General features: G+C 65.2%; 14 protein-coding genes. 8 read left to right on the top strand and 6 right to left on the bottom strand.

Going from position 1 to position 16,182, the window contains the following annotated elements:
- Positions 1-504 precede the first annotated feature (504 nt).
- A complete protein-coding gene (locus tag P0D68_RS31980) occupies positions 505-2,136 on the bottom strand; it encodes a DEAD/DEAH box helicase (RefSeq protein WP_408185685.1) in 1,632 nt (543 codons plus the stop codon).
- Positions 2,137-2,590: 454 nt separating this feature from the next.
- A complete protein-coding gene (locus tag P0D68_RS31975; RefSeq protein ID WP_408185686.1) occupies positions 2,591-2,860 on the bottom strand; it encodes an acyl-CoA-binding protein in 270 nt (89 codons plus the stop codon).
- A gap of 205 nt (positions 2,861-3,065) precedes the next feature.
- Between P0D68_RS31975 and tsaB the strand changes: the two genes are divergently transcribed.
- From tsaB to P0D68_RS31955, 4 genes are read left to right on the top strand one after another with little or no spacing between them, the layout of a single operon-like run.
- Positions 3,066-3,869, top strand: a complete 804-nt coding sequence (tsaB, locus tag P0D68_RS31970) for a tRNA (adenosine(37)-N6)-threonylcarbamoyltransferase complex dimerization subunit type 1 TsaB (RefSeq protein WP_408302804.1) — start codon at positions 3,066-3,068, stop codon at positions 3,867-3,869.
- The gene (gene rimI, locus P0D68_RS31965; protein ID WP_095418979.1) at positions 3,866-4,360 is read left to right on the top strand and encodes a ribosomal protein S18-alanine N-acetyltransferase; all 495 of its coding nucleotides are present in this window, start codon (positions 3,866-3,868) and stop codon (positions 4,358-4,360) included. The genes tsaB and rimI overlap by 4 nt, the downstream gene beginning before the upstream one ends.
- The gene (locus P0D68_RS31960) at positions 4,347-5,621 is read left to right on the top strand and encodes a uracil-DNA glycosylase family protein (protein ID WP_408302802.1); all 1,275 of its coding nucleotides are present in this window, start codon (positions 4,347-4,349) and stop codon (positions 5,619-5,621) included. Before rimI ends, P0D68_RS31960 begins: the two co-directional genes overlap by 14 nt.
- Positions 5,618-6,709 (top strand): DUF1853 family protein, encoded by a 1,092-nt coding sequence (locus P0D68_RS31955; RefSeq protein ID WP_408302800.1) that lies wholly within the window; start codon positions 5,618-5,620, stop codon positions 6,707-6,709. Before P0D68_RS31960 ends, P0D68_RS31955 begins: the two co-directional genes overlap by 4 nt.
- Before the next feature lie 67 nt (positions 6,710-6,776).
- Here the strand turns inward: P0D68_RS31955 and thiD are convergent, their stop codons facing one another.
- Together thiD and lplT are read right to left on the bottom strand one after the other, a co-directional pair.
- Positions 6,777-7,583: a bifunctional hydroxymethylpyrimidine kinase/phosphomethylpyrimidine kinase gene (thiD, locus tag P0D68_RS31950; protein ID WP_408302798.1), complete on the bottom strand. Its 807-nt coding sequence runs from the start codon at positions 7,581-7,583 to the stop codon at positions 6,777-6,779.
- A gap of 59 nt (positions 7,584-7,642) precedes the next feature.
- The gene (gene lplT / locus P0D68_RS31945) at positions 7,643-8,950 is read right to left on the bottom strand and encodes a lysophospholipid transporter LplT (protein WP_091793303.1); all 1,308 of its coding nucleotides are present in this window, start codon (positions 8,948-8,950) and stop codon (positions 7,643-7,645) included.
- 218 nt (positions 8,951-9,168) lie between these two features.
- Here lplT and alr point away from each other — a divergent pair, with 218 nt between their 5' ends.
- The 3 genes from alr to P0D68_RS31930 all read left to right on the top strand — a co-directional run bounded on the left by alr (position 9,169) and on the right by P0D68_RS31930 (position 12,202).
- Positions 9,169-10,239, top strand: a complete 1,071-nt coding sequence (alr, locus tag P0D68_RS31940; RefSeq protein ID WP_408302796.1) for an alanine racemase — start codon at positions 9,169-9,171, stop codon at positions 10,237-10,239.
- A gap of 165 nt (positions 10,240-10,404) precedes the next feature.
- Positions 10,405-11,781 carry a DNA repair protein RadA gene (gene radA, locus P0D68_RS31935; RefSeq protein ID WP_091800361.1) on the top strand — a complete coding sequence of 459 codons (1,377 nt, stop codon included), beginning with the start codon at positions 10,405-10,407 and terminating at the stop codon, positions 11,779-11,781.
- A gap of 142 nt (positions 11,782-11,923) precedes the next feature.
- Positions 11,924-12,202, top strand: a complete 279-nt coding sequence (locus P0D68_RS31930; RefSeq protein WP_091793307.1) for a DUF2866 domain-containing protein — start codon at positions 11,924-11,926, stop codon at positions 12,200-12,202.
- Positions 12,203-12,267: 65 nt separating this feature from the next.
- Here the strand turns inward: P0D68_RS31930 and P0D68_RS31925 are convergent, their stop codons facing one another.
- Together P0D68_RS31925 and P0D68_RS31920 are read right to left on the bottom strand one after the other, a co-directional pair.
- The gene (locus P0D68_RS31925) at positions 12,268-13,326 is read right to left on the bottom strand and encodes a CaiB/BaiF CoA transferase family protein (protein WP_408185717.1); all 1,059 of its coding nucleotides are present in this window, start codon (positions 13,324-13,326) and stop codon (positions 12,268-12,270) included.
- Between the two features lie 193 nt (positions 13,327-13,519).
- Entirely contained in the window at positions 13,520-15,475 is a 1,956-nt protein-coding gene (locus tag P0D68_RS31920) for an ATP-binding cassette domain-containing protein (protein ID WP_408302793.1), read from the bottom strand.
- 135 nt (positions 15,476-15,610) lie between these two features.
- Between P0D68_RS31920 and P0D68_RS31915 the strand changes: the two genes are divergently transcribed.
- A complete protein-coding gene (locus tag P0D68_RS31915) occupies positions 15,611-16,090 on the top strand; it encodes a glutathione peroxidase (protein ID WP_091793311.1) in 480 nt (159 codons plus the stop codon).
- Positions 16,091-16,182 lie beyond the last annotated feature (92 nt).

Raw genomic sequence — 16,182 nt, 5'->3', positions numbered from 1 at the left:
GAGTGACTCTGTCGACCAGCGTCGCCGCGTGAGCGCTTGTTCTGGTCCGATACAGGAAACTTGCAATCTTCGCCAAAGCGGCCAGCCCGGTCGGGCGTTTCGTTTGGTGAAGTCTTATATAAGAGTCTAGGCAAGTCCAAGGTCGCGCAGTAGCCGTCGGAGCATGTTTTTCTGATATTTATTGTTATTTATAATCAGTCGCTTACTGTCTTTGTTTCACATTGAGAAAAGACTTTTTCCATCTTGCAATAGGCGTCTTGTGCCTTGCAGCACGATTTTTTACGACGCAAAAAAATTTTCCACATCGTGAAATTTGGGGTGCGCGGCGTACAGGCGAAAAAAAACCGGCGCCTAAGCACCGGTTTCTTCCGACCCACAGACAGCGTAAAGCCGTCCGGGTCTTTTTTAGCTGGCTGCAACGTACCGCCTGGGCGCCGCAAAGGGCTGTGTGCCCTGAAACGGAGTGCGCTCCTGCTCAGTACTGAGCGGCCAATTAGCGGCCAATTAGCTGCCGCGACGCGCCGTACGCGGGCCGTCGCTGCGGCGTGCGCCGTAGCCGCCGTCGCGCGAACCGCCGTAGCCTTCACGCGAACCGCCACCGAAGCCGCCTTCACGCGAACCGCCACCAGCCGACTTGCCGGCCCAGCCGCCGCCATTGCCGCTGCCGCTGCGCGCACCGCCGCCGTTACCGGCCGGCTTGCCCGAACCGCTACCGAAGCGACGGCCACCGCCGTTGCCACCGCCCGGACGGCCGCGGCCGCCAAAGCCAGGACGGCCGTTACCCGACGGAGCCGACTTGCGCGGCTCGAAGCCTTCGACGACATTGACCGGCAGCGGGGTGCGCACGAAGCGCTCGATGCGCTTCAACGCGCCTTGTTCCGCGTGATGCACGAGGCTCACCGCGATACCCGAGCGGCCGGCACGGCCGGTACGGCCGATACGGTGCACGTAGTCTTCGGCGAACTTCGGCAGGTCGTAGTTGAACACGTGCGTGATGCCGGGGATGTCGATACCGCGAGCGGCGACGTCCGTGGCCACCAGCACGCGCACACGGCGCTCGCGCAGGGCTTTGATCGTGCGGTTACGCGCGCCTTGCGGCAGGTCACCGTGCAGGGCGGCCGATTCGAAACCGGCGTCGGCCAGACGGCCAGCCAACTGGTCGGCGTCCATCTTGGTTGCCGTGAAGACGATAGCCTGGTCGAGGCCCTCGCCGCGCAGCAGATGGTCGAGCAGACGATCCTTGTGATCGCGGTCGTCGACGTAATGAACGGTTTGCGCGATGTTGGTACGTTGCTCCAGACGCTGGACGATCTCGATACGCTCCGGATCCTTCAGCAGGCGGCCGGTCAGCGAACCGATCTTGCCGTCGAGCGTGGCCGAGAACAACATGGTTTGACGCGTAGCCGGCGTAGCGGCAACGATCGTTTCGATGTCCTCGATGAAGCCCATGTCGAGCATGCGGTCAGCTTCGTCGAGCACGAGGATCTGCAGTTGCGACAGATCGATACGGCCGCGTTCCAGGTGATCGATCAGACGGCCCGGCGTAGCGACCAGGATTTCCGGGTTCTTCGCGAGCAGCATCAATTGCTGGCCGTAAGCGACGCCGCCCAGAATGCTGACGGTGCGCAGACGCTTCAGGTGCTTGCCGTACGTGGCGGCAGCGGTGGTGACCTGCATCGCGAGTTCGCGGGTCGGCGTCAGAACCAGCATGGTCGGACGGGCAACCGGTTGCGGGCGGCGCGTGCGGGCGCCGTCGGCCGGACGCGGCTCGCGCGGCTGGCTGGCTTGCGCCTTTTGCAATTGCGAGAAACGCTCGATGGCGGGCAGCATGAACGCGGCGGTCTTGCCCGAACCGGTCGGGCTCGAGACCAGCAGGTCACGGCCGGCGATGCCGGCGGGGATGGCACGTTGCTGAACCGGCGTCGGGGTTTGATAACCAGCGGCGGTCAGGGCAGAGACGACGTCCGGGGACAGACCGAGCGACGCGAACGACGGGCCGGACGGTGCTGCGGCTTCAGCGGCGACGGCTTCCGGAGCGGCAGCAACGGCTGCGGCTTGAGCGGGTGCGTCGGCGAGACCGAGGGCTTGGTCGGCGATGGCGTTCAACGGGCTGCTGGGGGTATTGCTCGAAGTCATGAGAATCCTTGGTAAATCCTTGGTACACACGGAATTAAAACGTCGGCGCCAATCGGCATACCCAAGTCGTCGGATTCAGCGAGCAAAGAAGCAGCGAGCAAATCGAAAAACGGGGGCAGCTCGCGGCAATGAAGGCGAGCTTTTCGTTAGAAGCTGTATCGGATGCGACATGCCAACACGGCGTGCCGCCAGCCTGGGACATGATCGCCCGTAGGGGGCTAGGCAGGAGGGGACAGGTTCTAAACTGGATTGGAGCTAAACGCTACGAGGCGCTGCGCCGCAAAGGCCGCTAGAGGAAAGCCGGGCAAAGCAGTGAAGCGCAGGCAGCATTGTATAGGGTTTTGCTGCACTGCGCCACTATTAGGAATCTTCCTGGCAGAAAAGTTGCGGCGGCCGACTGGACGAATGGCCTGCCATCTCCAATCGGGCCGCCGGGTAAGCCTTCGGCGCCAGCTCAGGCCGAGGCGCCGCTCTTCAGCGATTCGACCAGTTCGACGTATTGCTGCTTCGCGGCTTCCTCCGCCGTGCCTTTGAGCGCGGCCCACGCGTCATACTTGTATTTGCCGACGATGTCGGTGAAACCCGGCTTGTCGCCGTGAACATCGCCTTCGCTAGCCTGTTTGAAGAGGGCGTACAGCCGCAGCAGCGTGAGGTTGCCCGGGCGCTCCGGCAGTTGTTTCACATCTTCCTGAGCCTGCGTGAACTGCGTATTGATGTCGGTCATGGTCGTTTTGCCCGCCGGGCGGGACAGGGGTGAAGGTCGGCTGACGATCATAGCAATTGCATGCCGCTGCGGGGCTGAGGGCTTATTCCAAAAACAGGACGCGGGGCTTGGCGCGAAGCGCGGACCATCCAGGACGCGAGCCGGTTCAATCCGGGGCGCAAGCCAAACCACATTTGCGCGCGCAGTGCCGATTACAATACGGTCCATGACTCAAACTGTGCTCCTCGCCCTCGATACCTCGACCGAATTCTGCTCGGTAGCGCTTCTGTCGGTTGCCGGCCATGCTGCCGGCGCCGTAACTGGAGAGACCCGCGCCGAACCGCGCGTCTGGGTGCGCCACGAGCAAACCGGCGCGGTTTCCAGCACGCGCCTGCTCCCCGCCATTCGCGAACTGTTCGACGAAGCCGGCCTGAAACTGGCGGACTGCGACGCTATCGCTTTCGGCTCCGGTCCGGGCTCGTTCACTGGTTTGCGTACGGCGACCGGCGTCGCCCAAGGTCTCGCATTCGGCCTGAACCTGCCGGTCGTGCCGATCAGCACGCTGCTTGTCTGCGCTGAAAGCGCCCGCCTGCGCCATCCGTCGGCCGCGCGGGTGCTCGCCGCGCTCGACGCCCGCATGGACGAGATCTACTGGGCCGACTACGCCTGGGACGACGCGCAAGGTGAATGGCGCACCGTGCAGAGCGCTTCGCTCGACGCGCCGGACCGGCTCGTGTTGCCCGACGTCCCGTTCACGCTGGCAGGCAACGCCGCCGCGGCCTTCGGCGCGCGGCTGCCGGCGCTCGCGGCGGCGCGCAGCGTCGACGGCGAAGCGTTGCCGCACGCCGTGCCGCTCGCCCACGCTGCGCTGCGCGCGTTGCGCGCCGGCCGCACGGTGCCCGCCGATCAGGCCGCGCCGGAGTACGTGCGCGACAAGGTTGCGCAGACCACGGCCGAGCGGGTCGCCGAGAAAGCTGAAAAGGCGGCCAGACTCGCGCACGACGCGGCTCACGGCGAGGGCCGGCAATGAGTGGCGTGTTGCTCGCGGACCGCTATATGTCGCCGATGACCGAGGGCGACCTCGACGAGGTCGCCGCCATCGAAAAGATCGCTTATGAGTTTCCGTGGAGCCGGGGCAATTTCGGCGACTCGCTGCGCAACGGTTACTTCGGCGTCTGTCTGCGCCATGTCACGGGCACCTTGATCGGCTATTGCGTGTTGATGCCGGTGGTCGACGAAATGCATCTGCTCAATCTGTGCGTGACGCCCGCGGCGCAAGGCGCCGGCGCCGGACTCGCGCTGCTGCGCGAAGCCGTGCGGATCACCCGCGCCGAAAAGCTCGACGGCTTGCTGCTCGAAGTGCGGCCGTCGAATCATCGGGCGATCCGGTTGTATGAGCGCTTCGGGTTTGCTTCGATTGGGCGGCGCAAAAATTATTATCCGGCGCGGCATCGCAGCCGGGAGGACGCCATCGTGATGCGTTTCTCGTTTGCCACGGAGGGCGCAGATGGCGCTGCATGAATCGGTACTGGAAGAATTCGGACTCGCGCCGCTGTGGGTGCGTCGCGGAATGGCGGCGGCCGAGCAACCGGCTGTTGTTGAAGCCCAAGCCGAAGGCTTAGCGGGGCAGGGCACTGGCGACGTGGCCGGCTCGGGCGCGCGTCGTGACGATGCGCACGGGTCGCAGCCCGCCGCGGCTGCCGTCACGCGCCCGCTGGAGACTGTGCGTGCGCCGGAAACCGCGCCATCCGCCGTGCGCTTCCAGCAAACCGCACCGTCTGCCGTGCGTCCGCAGCAAACCGCGTCGTTCGCAGCGGGAGCGCCGGAAACCGCGTCGTTCGCAGCGGGAACGCCGGAAACCTCGTCGTTCGCGTCGCCTGCGCCTGAACCCGCACCGTCCATGCTACGGGCGCCGGCAAGCGCCTCGGCCGCCCCACACGCGGGCGAGGCGCGAAGCGCCGACGCCGCGCACGGCGAACACCGCGTGCGGCCCGCACAAGAACCAGCGCAGGCAGCGCAAGAGCGGTCGCAAATGCCCGCGGAAAAGCGTCACCCAATACCCCAGCCGCCGCCATCACGCATGCCCGAGCCGCCGGTTTTCGACGCGCCACCGGACGACGATTTCGCGTGGTTCGACGACCTGCCGACCCACGCGCCCGCGGACGCCCGTAGCGAGGCGCCCGCAGCTCCCGCAATCCACACGCTCGACTGGGACGCGCTAAGCGAGCGCGTCGCCGCCTGCCGCCTTTGCCGTCTATGCGAGAAGCGCACGAATACGGTGTTCGGCGTCGGCGACCGCGGTGCTGACTGGATGCTGATCGGCGAAGCGCCGGGTGAGAACGAAGACCGTCTGGGCGAGCCGTTCGTCGGCCAGGCCGGCAAGCTGCTCGACAACATGCTGCGTTCGCTGACGCTCGCGCGCGACACCAACGTGTACATCGCGAACGTGATCAAATGCCGGCCGCCTGGCAACCGCAATCCCGAACCGGACGAAGTCGCGCGTTGCGAGCCGTATTTGCAACGTCAGGTGGGGCTGGTCAAGCCGAAGCTGATCGTCGCGCTCGGCCGCTTTGCGGCGCAAAGTCTGCTGAAAACCGACGCGAGCATTTCGTCGCTGCGTGGTCGCGTACACGAGTACGAAGGGGTGCCCGTGATCGTCACCTATCATCCCGCGTATCTGCTGCGCAGTCTGCCCGACAAGGCGAAAGCCTGGGCCGACCTGTGCCTCGCGCGCGACACGTGGCGTGCGGCGGGCGGTGCGCCGTCGAACGCGTCGAAGTGACGGCTGCCGAGGGGCCGGCGGCCGGTTCCACCGGCGCACCCGGCATGGATGCCGCGAGCCGCGCTGCGCTGCTCGACACTTTGCATGATCCCGCCGTGCGCGATCTCGCCTGGTTATTGCTGAGCGCCGATCTGTTGCGCCCGCAACCACCGGTGGGCATCCTGGCGAATCCCTTCGATACGCCGCAGGAAGCGCAGGCGAGCGTCGCGTGGCTGCGCGCGCTCGACGCCGCGCCCGAATCCTTGCATCACGATCTCGCGGCGACGCGCATCACGCGTCTCGGCCGCTATGCCGAACGGCTGCTCGGCTGGTTTCTGCAACATGGGCCGGCGGCGCGACTGGTGGCCGCGGGCGTGCCCTTGCGGCGCGCGGGCGTCACGCTCGGTGAATGCGATTTTCTGGTCCAGACGCGGCGGGGCGCGCGTCTGCATTGGGAACTGGCCGTGAAGTGCTATCTGCACGCCGGCGAAGCACGCGGGGAGTTGGCTGCGGTGTTGCCCGCGCAATCACGCACGCAGTTACCCAGACAGTCACCCGCGCGGTTATCAGACTACGTTGGCCCGAATCTGAAAGACCGTTTCGACCTCAAGCTCGCCCATGTGCTGAATCACCAGTTGCCGTTGAGCGCGCGTGAGGAGTTCGCATCGGTCGGCTATCCGGGGCCGTGGACGCCGCAGATGTTCATCAAAGGCTGGCTGTTTTACCGGCACGGCGAAACTCCGCTCGATCCCGTCGAACTCGATCCAGCGCATGGCCGTGGCTGGTGGGTGACGCGCAGCGATTGGCCGGCCTTCGCTGCAGGCAACACGCAAAAGTGGCGGCCTTTGCCGCGGCTGGAATGGCTTGCGCCGCGGCGTCATTCAGCTGACGAGGCGCAGGCCGCAGGATTGGTTTTCGTCGATGCGCACACTCTCGCCGGGCAAACCTCGCATCAGCATGGACCGGCGATGGTCGCCGCGTTCACCGAAGACGGCGCGGGCAACCTGATCGAGCGCTCGCGCGGCTTCATCGTGCCGGACGAGTGGCTCGAGCAGGCACAAAACTACGCGCGCGAGCAGCAGCGGGGAAGCGGAGAGACCGGCGCGTAATATGGCCGCCGACTCAGACGGCAAACTCAGAGGCGAGCCCAACCGGCCAGCCCCGCCCACGCTCCCCTCACCACCACCGATAAAAATGATGCACCGGCCCGACGCCGCTGCCGACGTCGAGTCGATCGCTCGCCTGCAGCGCGCCGGTCAGATACTGCTTCGCGTCGGCGACGGCGCTCGCCAGATCGCCGCGTTGCGGAATCAGCGCCGCGATCGCCGACGACAGCGTGCAGCCCGTCCCGTGCGTATTCTTCACCGGCACGCGCGGGCCGCCCAGACGCAGCGTGCCGCTCTCCTGCACCAGCCAGTCCGGACTATCCGTCGCGCTCAGATGACCGCCCTTCATCAGCACCGCACGCGCACCGAGCGCGCGCAGCGCTTCGCCTTGCTCGACCATGCCCGCTTCATCGGTCGCGGCCGGCACGCCGAGCAGCGCGGCGGCTTCCGGCAAATTCGGCGTCAGCAGATCGGCGAGCGGCAGCAATTCGTCGCGCACCGCCGCGACCGCGTCGGGCAGCAGCAACGCGTGATTGCTCTTGGAAATCATCACCGTGTCGAGCACGATGTGCTTCGGCTTGTGCCGGCGCAGCGCGTCGGCCACGGCGCGCGCGATCGGCGCGTTCGCCAGCATGCCGATTTTCACGGCGTCGATGCGGATGTCGTCGAACACCGCGTCGAGTTGCGCGGTAATAAAACGGGGGTCCGGCGCGTGAATCGCGGTGACGCCGCGCGTGTTCTGCGCGGTGAGCGCGGTGATCACGCTCGCGCCATACGCGCCGAGCGCCGAGAAAGCCTTCAGGTCGGCCTGAATACCGGCGCCGCCGCCGGAATCGGAACCGGCGATCGTCAGCACATTGGGAATCGGTTGAGTCATGGCAAAGCGAGGAAGGAGGAAGGCGCGGGCCCCGAGGTGAGCGGACAACTCGGCGCGGGTCAGTGCTTGGCTTCGCCGATCAGCGCGACCGAGTCGAACGCGCGCTGGTTGGCCTGGTGGCGCCGCATGACGAACCACATCATCACGCACACGAAGGTGCCGAACAGCACGATCACCGCCGTGACCGGCACGTCGAGCCAGACGAGCACGGCGTAGAGGCACAGCATCACGAGCACGGAAAGGTTTTCGTTGAAGTTCTGCACGGCGATCGAGTGACCCGCCGACAGCAGCACGTGGCCGCGATGCTGGAGCAACGCGTTCATCGGCACCACGAAAAAGCCCGACAGGCCGCCGACGATCATCAGGAACACATACGCGACGATCAGATAGCCCGGCACATGCATGCGGCCGAAATAGAGGCCCCAATGGGCGGGGAACAGATCGCGCGTGTAAAACGCCATCAGCATCACGGCGATGCCCATCATGATGCCGACCGGCAACACCGAGAGCGACTTTTTCAACGGCACGCGCGAGGCCGCGAAAATCGCGCCGGCCGCCACGCCCACGGCGACCACCGCCTGCAGGATGGCCGCCTCGGAGAGCGACATGCTGAGCGACACTTCGGCCCACTTCAGGACGATGAATTGCAGCGTCGCGCCGGCGCCCCAGAACAGGGTGGTGACGGCGAGCGAAATCTGCCCGAGCTTGTCGCGCCACAGCACGAGAAAACAGTCGGCGAAATCGGTGACGAGCTTGATCGGGCCGCGCTCCTGTTTCGGATAGCGGGCGCCGGTGTCGGGAATGCGCAGATTGAACAGGGCGGCGATCACATAGATCACCATGATCACCAGCATCGCCGCCTCGGCGGGCGTGTTGACGGTGGGAATGTGATGCCGCAGGATCGGCGCGGCAATATGCGGGCTGATGAGCGCTCCGCCGAGCACGGTGCCGAGAATGATCGAGCCGACCGTCGTGCCTTCGATCCAGCCGTTCGCGGCGACCAGCCGGTCAGGCGGCAGCAGTTCGGTGAGAATGCCGTATTTGGCGGGCGAATAGGCCGCCGCGCCGAAACCCACGATGCCATACGCAATCAACGGATGCGCGCCGACCAGCATCGTGATGCAGCCGACCACCTTGATCGTGTTGGTGACGAACATCACGCGTCCTTTCGGACGGGAATCGGCGAAGGCGCCCACGAAGGCGGCGAGAACGACGTACGACAGCACAAAGAACAACTTGAGCAGCGGCGTCATCCAGTTCGGGGCGTGAAGATCTTTCAGCAGTGCGATAGCGGCGATCAGAAGCGCATTGTCGGCCAGCGACGAAAAAAACTGCGCGGCCATGATGGTGTAAAAACCTTTTTTCATCTGATGCGATGCTGTCCTCGCTGCGGTCTGTCCGCCCCGGCCGCTGGTTGAGCGTCCGGGCTTATGCCGTTCGAAATGGGTTGTGCGCACGGCTTTATATCATGAAAATAGCTGGATTCGGACTAGCAAAATCCTTGATCGCACCGCCCAGCGGGCTGCCGAGCGCTGAAAACGCCCTGTAAGCCGCTGATTCGCAAGCGTCTTTACGAAAATATCCCATGCCGCGCCCCCTTTCAGCCACGATTCATACCTCCGCTCTCGCCAACAACCTGGCCGTCGCCCGGCGCCACGCGCCGAAATCCAAAATCTGGGCTGTCGTCAAGGCCAATGCTTACGGGCATGGCCTTGCGCGCGTCTTCCCGGGCCTGCGCGCCACCGACGGCTTTGGGTTGCTGGACCTCGAAGAAGCCGTGAAGTTGCGTGAATTGGGTTGGGCCGGGCCAATTCTTCTGCTCGAAGGCTTCTTTCGCCCGACCGACATCGACGTGATCGACCGTTACAGCCTGACCACCGCGCTTCATTCGGACGAACAGTTGCGCATGCTCGAAATGGCGCGGCTGTCCAAGCCGGTCAACATCCAGCTGAAGATGAACACTGGCATGAACCGCCTCGGTTACACGCCGGAGAAGTTCCGCGCCGCGTGGGAACGCGCGCGCGCCTGCCAGGGCGTCGGTCAGATCACGCTGATGACCCATTTCTCGGACGCCGACGGCGATCGTGGCGTCGACTATCAGGTGGAGGCGTTCGAGCGCGGCGCGCAGGGCATTGCCGGCGCGCGCAGCCTGGCGAATTCGGCGGCCACGCTGTGGCATCCGGCCACGCACTTCGATTGGGTGCGTCCGGGCATCATCATGTACGGCGCGTCGCCCTCCGGCGTCCACGCCGCGATCCACGGCACCGGCTTGCAGCCGGCCATGACGCTCGCCTCGGAATTGATCGCCGTGCAAATGCTCAGCGAAGGCCATACGGTCGGCTACGGTTCGTCGTTCAAGGCTCGCGGCCCGATGCGCATCGGCGTGGTGGCCTGCGGCTACGCGGACGGCTATCCGCGCGTTGCGCCGGAAGGCACGCCGGTGATCGTCGACGGTGTGCGCACGCGGGTCGTCGGGCGCGTGTCGATGGACATGCTCACCGTCGACCTGACGCCGATTCCGACCGCCAACGTTGGCTCGCGCGTCGAGCTGTGGGGTAACGCGCTGCCGATCGACGACGTCGCCCAGGCATGCGGCACCATCGGTTATGAGCTGATGTGCGCCGTGGCGCCGCGCGTGCCGGTGCGCGCGGAGTAAAGGTCGCCAAGTAAAGGTCGCCAAGTAAAGGTCGCGAAGTAAAGGTCGCGAAGTAAAGGTCGCGAAGTAAAGGTCGCGAAGTAAAGGTCGAACATGGGCGCGGGCTGGTGCCTCGCGCCCAGCGGAAGTTCCAATCCAAAGAACAGCAACACAGGCAACAAGCGCGTGGCTAAACCCAAGACGGTGTACATCTGTAGTGAATGCGGCGGGCAATCGCCGAAATGGGCCGGCCAGTGCCCCTCATGCAATGCATGGAACACGCTGGTCGAGTCGGTGGCGGAAGCGCCTTCCACGCACCGCTTCCAGTCGCTCGCGAAGAGCGCGCCGGTGCGCCGTCTCGCCGATATCGAAGCGTCCGACGTGCCGCGCTTTTCCACCGGCGTGAGCGAGTTCGACCGCGTGCTCGGCGGTGGTCTGGTACCGGGCGGCGTGGTGCTGATCGGCGGCGATCCGGGCATCGGCAAATCGACGCTGTTGCTGCAATCGCTCGCGGAAATCGCCGCTGACAAACGCGCGCTTTACATCAGCGGCGAAGAATCCGCCGCGCAGATTGCGTTGCGCGCGCAACGACTTTCTTTGCTGGAGCCGGGCTCGAAGGCAAGCGAACTGCAACTGCTGGCCGAAATCCAGCTCGAAAAAATCCAGGCGACGATCGCCGAGCAGCGACCCGATGTCGCGGTGATCGACTCGATCCAGACGGTCTATTCCGACGCGCTGACCTCCGCGCCGGGCTCGGTCGCCCAGGTGCGCGAGTGCGCGGCGCAACTCACGCGCATCGCCAAGCAGTCGGGCACCACCATCATCATGGTCGGCCACGTGACCAAGGAAGGCGCGCTGGCGGGGCCGCGCGTGCTGGAACACATTGTCGATACGGTGTTGTACTTCGAAGGCGACACGCATTCGTCGTATCGTCTCGTGCGCGCGATCAAGAACCGTTTCGGCGCGGTGAATGAGCTCGGCGTGTTCGCCATGACCGAGCGCGGCTTGCGCGGCGTGGCCAATCCCTCGGCGCTGTTTCTGTCGCAGCATGAGCAGTCGGTGCCGGGTTCCTGCGTGCTGGTGACGCAGGAAGGCACGCGGCCGCTGCTGGTCGAAGTGCAGGCGCTCGTTGACGCCGCCAACGCGCCGAACCCGCGGCGCCTGGCGGTCGGCCTGGAGCAGAACCGGCTCGCGATGCTGCTGGCGGTGCTGCACCGGCATGCGGGCATCGCGTGTTTCGACCAGGATGTGTTCCTGAACGCCGTGGGCGGTGTGAAGATCACCGAGCCCGCCGCCGACCTGGCCGTGCTGCTCGCGATCCACTCGTCCATGCGCAACAAGCCGTTGCCCAAGGGGCTGGTGGTGTTCGGGGAAGTGGGTCTCGCCGGTGAGATCCGGCCGTCGCCGCGCGGTCAGGAGCGTCTGAAGGAGGCCGCCAAACTGGGCTTCTCAGTCGCGGTGATTCCGAAGGCCAATGCGCCGAAGCAGCCGATAGAAGGCTTACAGGTCGTTGCGGTCGAGCGGATCGAACAGGCCATCGACCGGGTCCGAACGCTCGAATAGACGGGGCTCGTGCGCCTCCAGGCGCCCGCCGCTCCGTAATGGCCGGTAAATATCTCCATATTGGCTGTAACCTGCCGGACATTCCTTTTTCCTAAGCTGCAAGGGTTTGCATCCCTTCTGATGCCCGAAAAAGGATCGCGCCTTGAAACAGTCATATGAAACCGTAGCCGAGCGGCCGATACAGGTGCGCGGTTGCCGCGTCTCCGCGCCCATTCGCCAGCCATGGGGCGGCGCCTGCCGGATCGTCGAGTGGATCGACACGGCGGGGCAGATTTCGCGGCGGGTGGTGGCCGAACACGCCACGGCTGCCGAAGTCCGCGCCACGATCGACCGTCATGTGGAAGGCCGCAAGCACATGCTGTACGACGATGAAAAGACGCCGCGTCAGACTTTGCCGCGGCAGACTGCCGCGCGGCGTTGAGGGTGTTGAGGGTGTTGAGGGCGTTGAGGGCGTTGAGGGCGGTAAGGCGCGGCTTCTCCCGCGCGTTACCGGACCAACCGGTCTTCCTCGTCTTCGCCGCGTACGTTTGCCGCATCGTAAGCCTGCGGATTGAACAGCGGATGGCGCGCGGCTTCGGCCGCTGTCAGCACTGGCGAGACACAGCAGTCGAGCGCCTCCAGCATCACCACCCATTCTTCCAGCGGACGCTTGCCGATCACCTCGGCGAGTTCCTGCGTGAGCGCGGCTGCGTCCGGGCCACCAATGGCCTGGCCGAGACTCCAGTGGCGCGTGGCCCATTCGGGCCGGTCGAGCGCCATGCAGAGCGTTTCCCAGAACTTCAATTCGAGCGCGCCGACCGCGAGCCAGCGGTTATCGAGTGTGCGGTAGAGGTTGTAGCAGGGCACGCCGCCATTCAGCAGACCGGCGCCTGCGGCCGGCGCCGCGCCTTCATTGGCGAGCGCGACCTGCGCCACGACGTTGTGCGCGTAGGTGACGTGCGTCATGGATACGTCGACGAAGCGGCCTGTGCCGCCGCGCGACACCTGCCATAACGCCGCGAGAATCTGCGTGACTGCGCTCAAGGCACCGCCGAGCAGATCGGCAATCTGAAAATTGGGCAGGATCGGCGCGCCGTCACGGCCCGCCAGTTGGTCGAGCACACCCGCGTAGCCGATGTAGTTCAGATCGTGACCGGCGTGATCGACGAATGGACCGCTCGCGCCGTAGCCGCTGATCGCGCAATAGACCAGCCGGGGGTTGACCGCGCGCAAGGTGTCGTAGCCGATGCCGAGCCGCTCCATCACGCCGGGCCGGAAACTCTCGATCAGCACATCCGCTTCGGCCGCGAGCGCGCACAGCACGTTGCGGCCCGCCTCGGATTTGAGGTCGAGGCGCGTTTCGCGCTTGCCGCGATTCACTAACCGGTAGAACGCGCCGGGCCGCCCGGCCACGCGATCGCTCGACGATTGCATCATCGTGCGGGTGGGGTCGCCGGCGCCGGGCGCTTCGATCTTCAGCACGTCGGCGCCCAGCTCGGCCAGCCGCAAGGCGGCCACTGGCCCCGGCAGCAGGCGAGTCAGGTCGAGCACTCGCAGACCTTGCAGCGCGGGCGGCGCGGGACTGGCCGATGAGTTGGCCGGTGACCTGGCCGATGAGTTGGTCGATGACTTGGCCGATGAGCCGGCCGATGAGCCGGCCGATGCCCCGGCCATCGTTGCGGCCGTTGAGACGGATGATGTCGCAGAAGACAAAGCCAACCTCTCGTCGATGCCGGCGCGGACCTGGAACAGCGTGCCGCTAACCGATTTGTTCGAGTTCCTCGTGAGTCTCGAGCCATTCGGCTTCGAGCGCTTCGAGGCGCGCGTTCACGTCTGCCTGACGGCGGATCGCCTCCGTCAGTTTGCTTTTCTGGGCGGGCTCGTAACTCGCCGGATCGGCGACGAACGCATCGAGCATCGCTTTCTCCGCGTTGAGCGTGTCCATTTCCTTTTCGATCTTGGTGATCCGGCTTTGCAGCGGTTTTTTCAGATGCGCGAGCTTCTGGCGCGTTTCGGCTTCGAGGCGCCGCTGTTCCTTGCGGTTGACGCCGTTGTCCGCACCGCCGTCAGCGCCATTGCCGCCGTTCGACGCCGTGCCCGCCTTGAGCGCCGCGCGCTGTTCGGCCGCATGCTGAAGCAGCCAGTCGCGATAGTCGTCGAGGTCGCCGTCGAACTCCTGCAGGCGATGTTTCGCGACCAGCATGAACTGATCCGTGGTGGCGCGCAGCAGGTGCCGGTCGTGCGACACCAGAATCAGTGTGCCTTCGAACTGGGCGAGCGCCATGGTCAGCGCGTGACGCGTTTCGAGATCCAGGTGATTGGTCGGTTCGTCGAGCAGCAGCAGGTTCGGCTTTTGCCAGATGATCAGCGCGAGCGCGAGGCGGGCCTTTTCGCCGCCTGAGAAGGGCGCGATCTTCGAGGTCGCCATCTCGCCGGAAAAGTTGAAGCTGCCGAGGAAGTCGCGCAATTCCTGCTCGCGCGTGTCCGGGGCGAGGCGCGCGAGGTGCTGCAACGGCGTGTCGTCGGGGCGCAGGGTTTCGAGCTGATGCTGCGCGAAATAGCCGATGCGCAGCCCCTTGCCTTCCCGCACGTGGCCGCCGAGCGCCTCGAGCGTGCCGGCGAGCGTCTTGATCAGCGTGGACTTGCCCTGGCCGTTCGCGCCAAGCAGACCGATGCGCTGCCCGTTCTGGATCGACAGCATGACGTGATCGACGATCGGAATCTCGACGCCCGGTTCGTCTTCGCTGCGATAGCCGCAGCGCACGTCTTCCATCACCATCATCGGATTCGGCGCGGAATCGGGCGTGCGGAACTCGAACGTGAACGGCGAGGCCGCATGCGCCGGCGCGATCAGCTCCATCTTTTCCAACGCCTTGACGCGGCTTTGCGCCTGGCGCGCCTTGGTGGCCTGCGCCTTGAAGCGGTTGATGTAACTCTGCAAATGCTCGACCGTGCGCTGCTGTTTCTCGTATGCGCTTTGCTGCAACGCGATCTGCTGCGCGCGCAGCACTTCGAATTGCGAGTAATTGCCGCCGTAGCGCTTGATCTGCTGCTGCTCCAGATGCAGCGTGACGTTGCATACGGAATCGAGGAATTCGCGGTCGTGCGAGATCACGATCAGCGTGCCCGGATAACGGGCCAGCCAGTCTTCCAGCCAGACGATCGCGTCGAGATCCAGGTGGTTGGTCGGTTCGTCGAGCAGCAGCAGGTCGGAGCGGCACATCAGCGCCTGCGCGAGATTCAGCCGCATGCGCCAGCCGCCCGAAAAGCTGCTGACCGGTTCGCGTGTCTGGTCGAGCGTGAAGCCGAGCCCTAGCAGCAGGGCTTCGGCGCGCGCGGGCGCGGTGTAACCGTCGGCGTCGGCGAATGCGGCGTGCGCCTCGCCTTCGGCCGCGCCGTCATGGGCGGCGGAGGCGGCGGCAATGCGCGCTTCGATCGTGCGTAAGGCGGCGTCGCCATCCAGCGTGTAGGCGAGGGCGGTTTTGTCCGCGGCCGGCGTTTCCTGCGCGACGTGCGCGATCTGCCAGGTCGGCGGGATCGAAAAATCGCCGCCGTCCGCATGCAGCTCGCCGCGCAGCACGGCGAACAGCGTTGACTTGCCCGCGCCGTTCGCCCCCACCAGGCCGGCCTTTTCGCCGGGATTGAGGGTGAACGTGGTGTTGTCGAAGAGCGGCTTGGTGCCGCGCGCTAGGCTGAACTGGTTAAAGCGGATCACGAAAAGGCCGGCTGGAGAAAACCGCTATTTTAGACTGCCGGGGCTGACACCGGGCGCTCAGCCGGGATCGGCCATTCGGCCGACTGTATCGGCGAAGCTTTTGGCATAGACTGACGGCTTTTACGGGGGGAGCACATGGCATCGATTTATTCGTTTTCGGCGCGCACGCTGGGTGGCGAGGAAGTGAGCCTTGGGCAGTATGACGGCAAGGTTTTGCTGATCGTCAATACGGCAAGCGAATGCGGGTTCACGCCGCAGTACGCCGGCTTGCAAAAGCTGTACGACACCTACGCGGCGCGCGGGCTCACGGTACTCGGTTTTCCCTGCAACCAGTTCGGCAAGCAGGAGCCGGGCGACGCCGCGCAGATCGGCAGCTTCTGCGAAAAGAATTACGGCGTGACTTTCCCGATGTTCGATAAGGTCGACGTGAACGGTGCGAACGCGCATCCGCTGTTCCGCTACCTGACCGGTGAAGCGCCGGGTGTGCTCGGTCTGGAGGCGATCAAGTGGAATTTCACCAAGTTTCTGATCGACCGTGACGGCAACGTGGTGAAGCGTTACGCGCCGCTGACGAAGCCCGAGGCGATTACCGAGGATATCGAAAAGCTGCTGTGAGACGCGGTGGGAAACAAGAGTTGGCCTCGCGTCGTCGCTAAAGGCCGGTACTGTTGCGACACGGCTGCAGCGCAAGCGCCCTTACGGCCTTG

The sequence above is a fragment of the Paraburkholderia sp. RL17-380-BIE-A genome, assembly GCF_046028085.1.
Taxonomy (GTDB): Bacteria; Pseudomonadota; Gammaproteobacteria; order Burkholderiales; family Burkholderiaceae; genus Paraburkholderia.
Note: the sequence above shows the minus strand (reverse complement) of the source record. Positions and strands in the feature narration are given on the sequence as shown.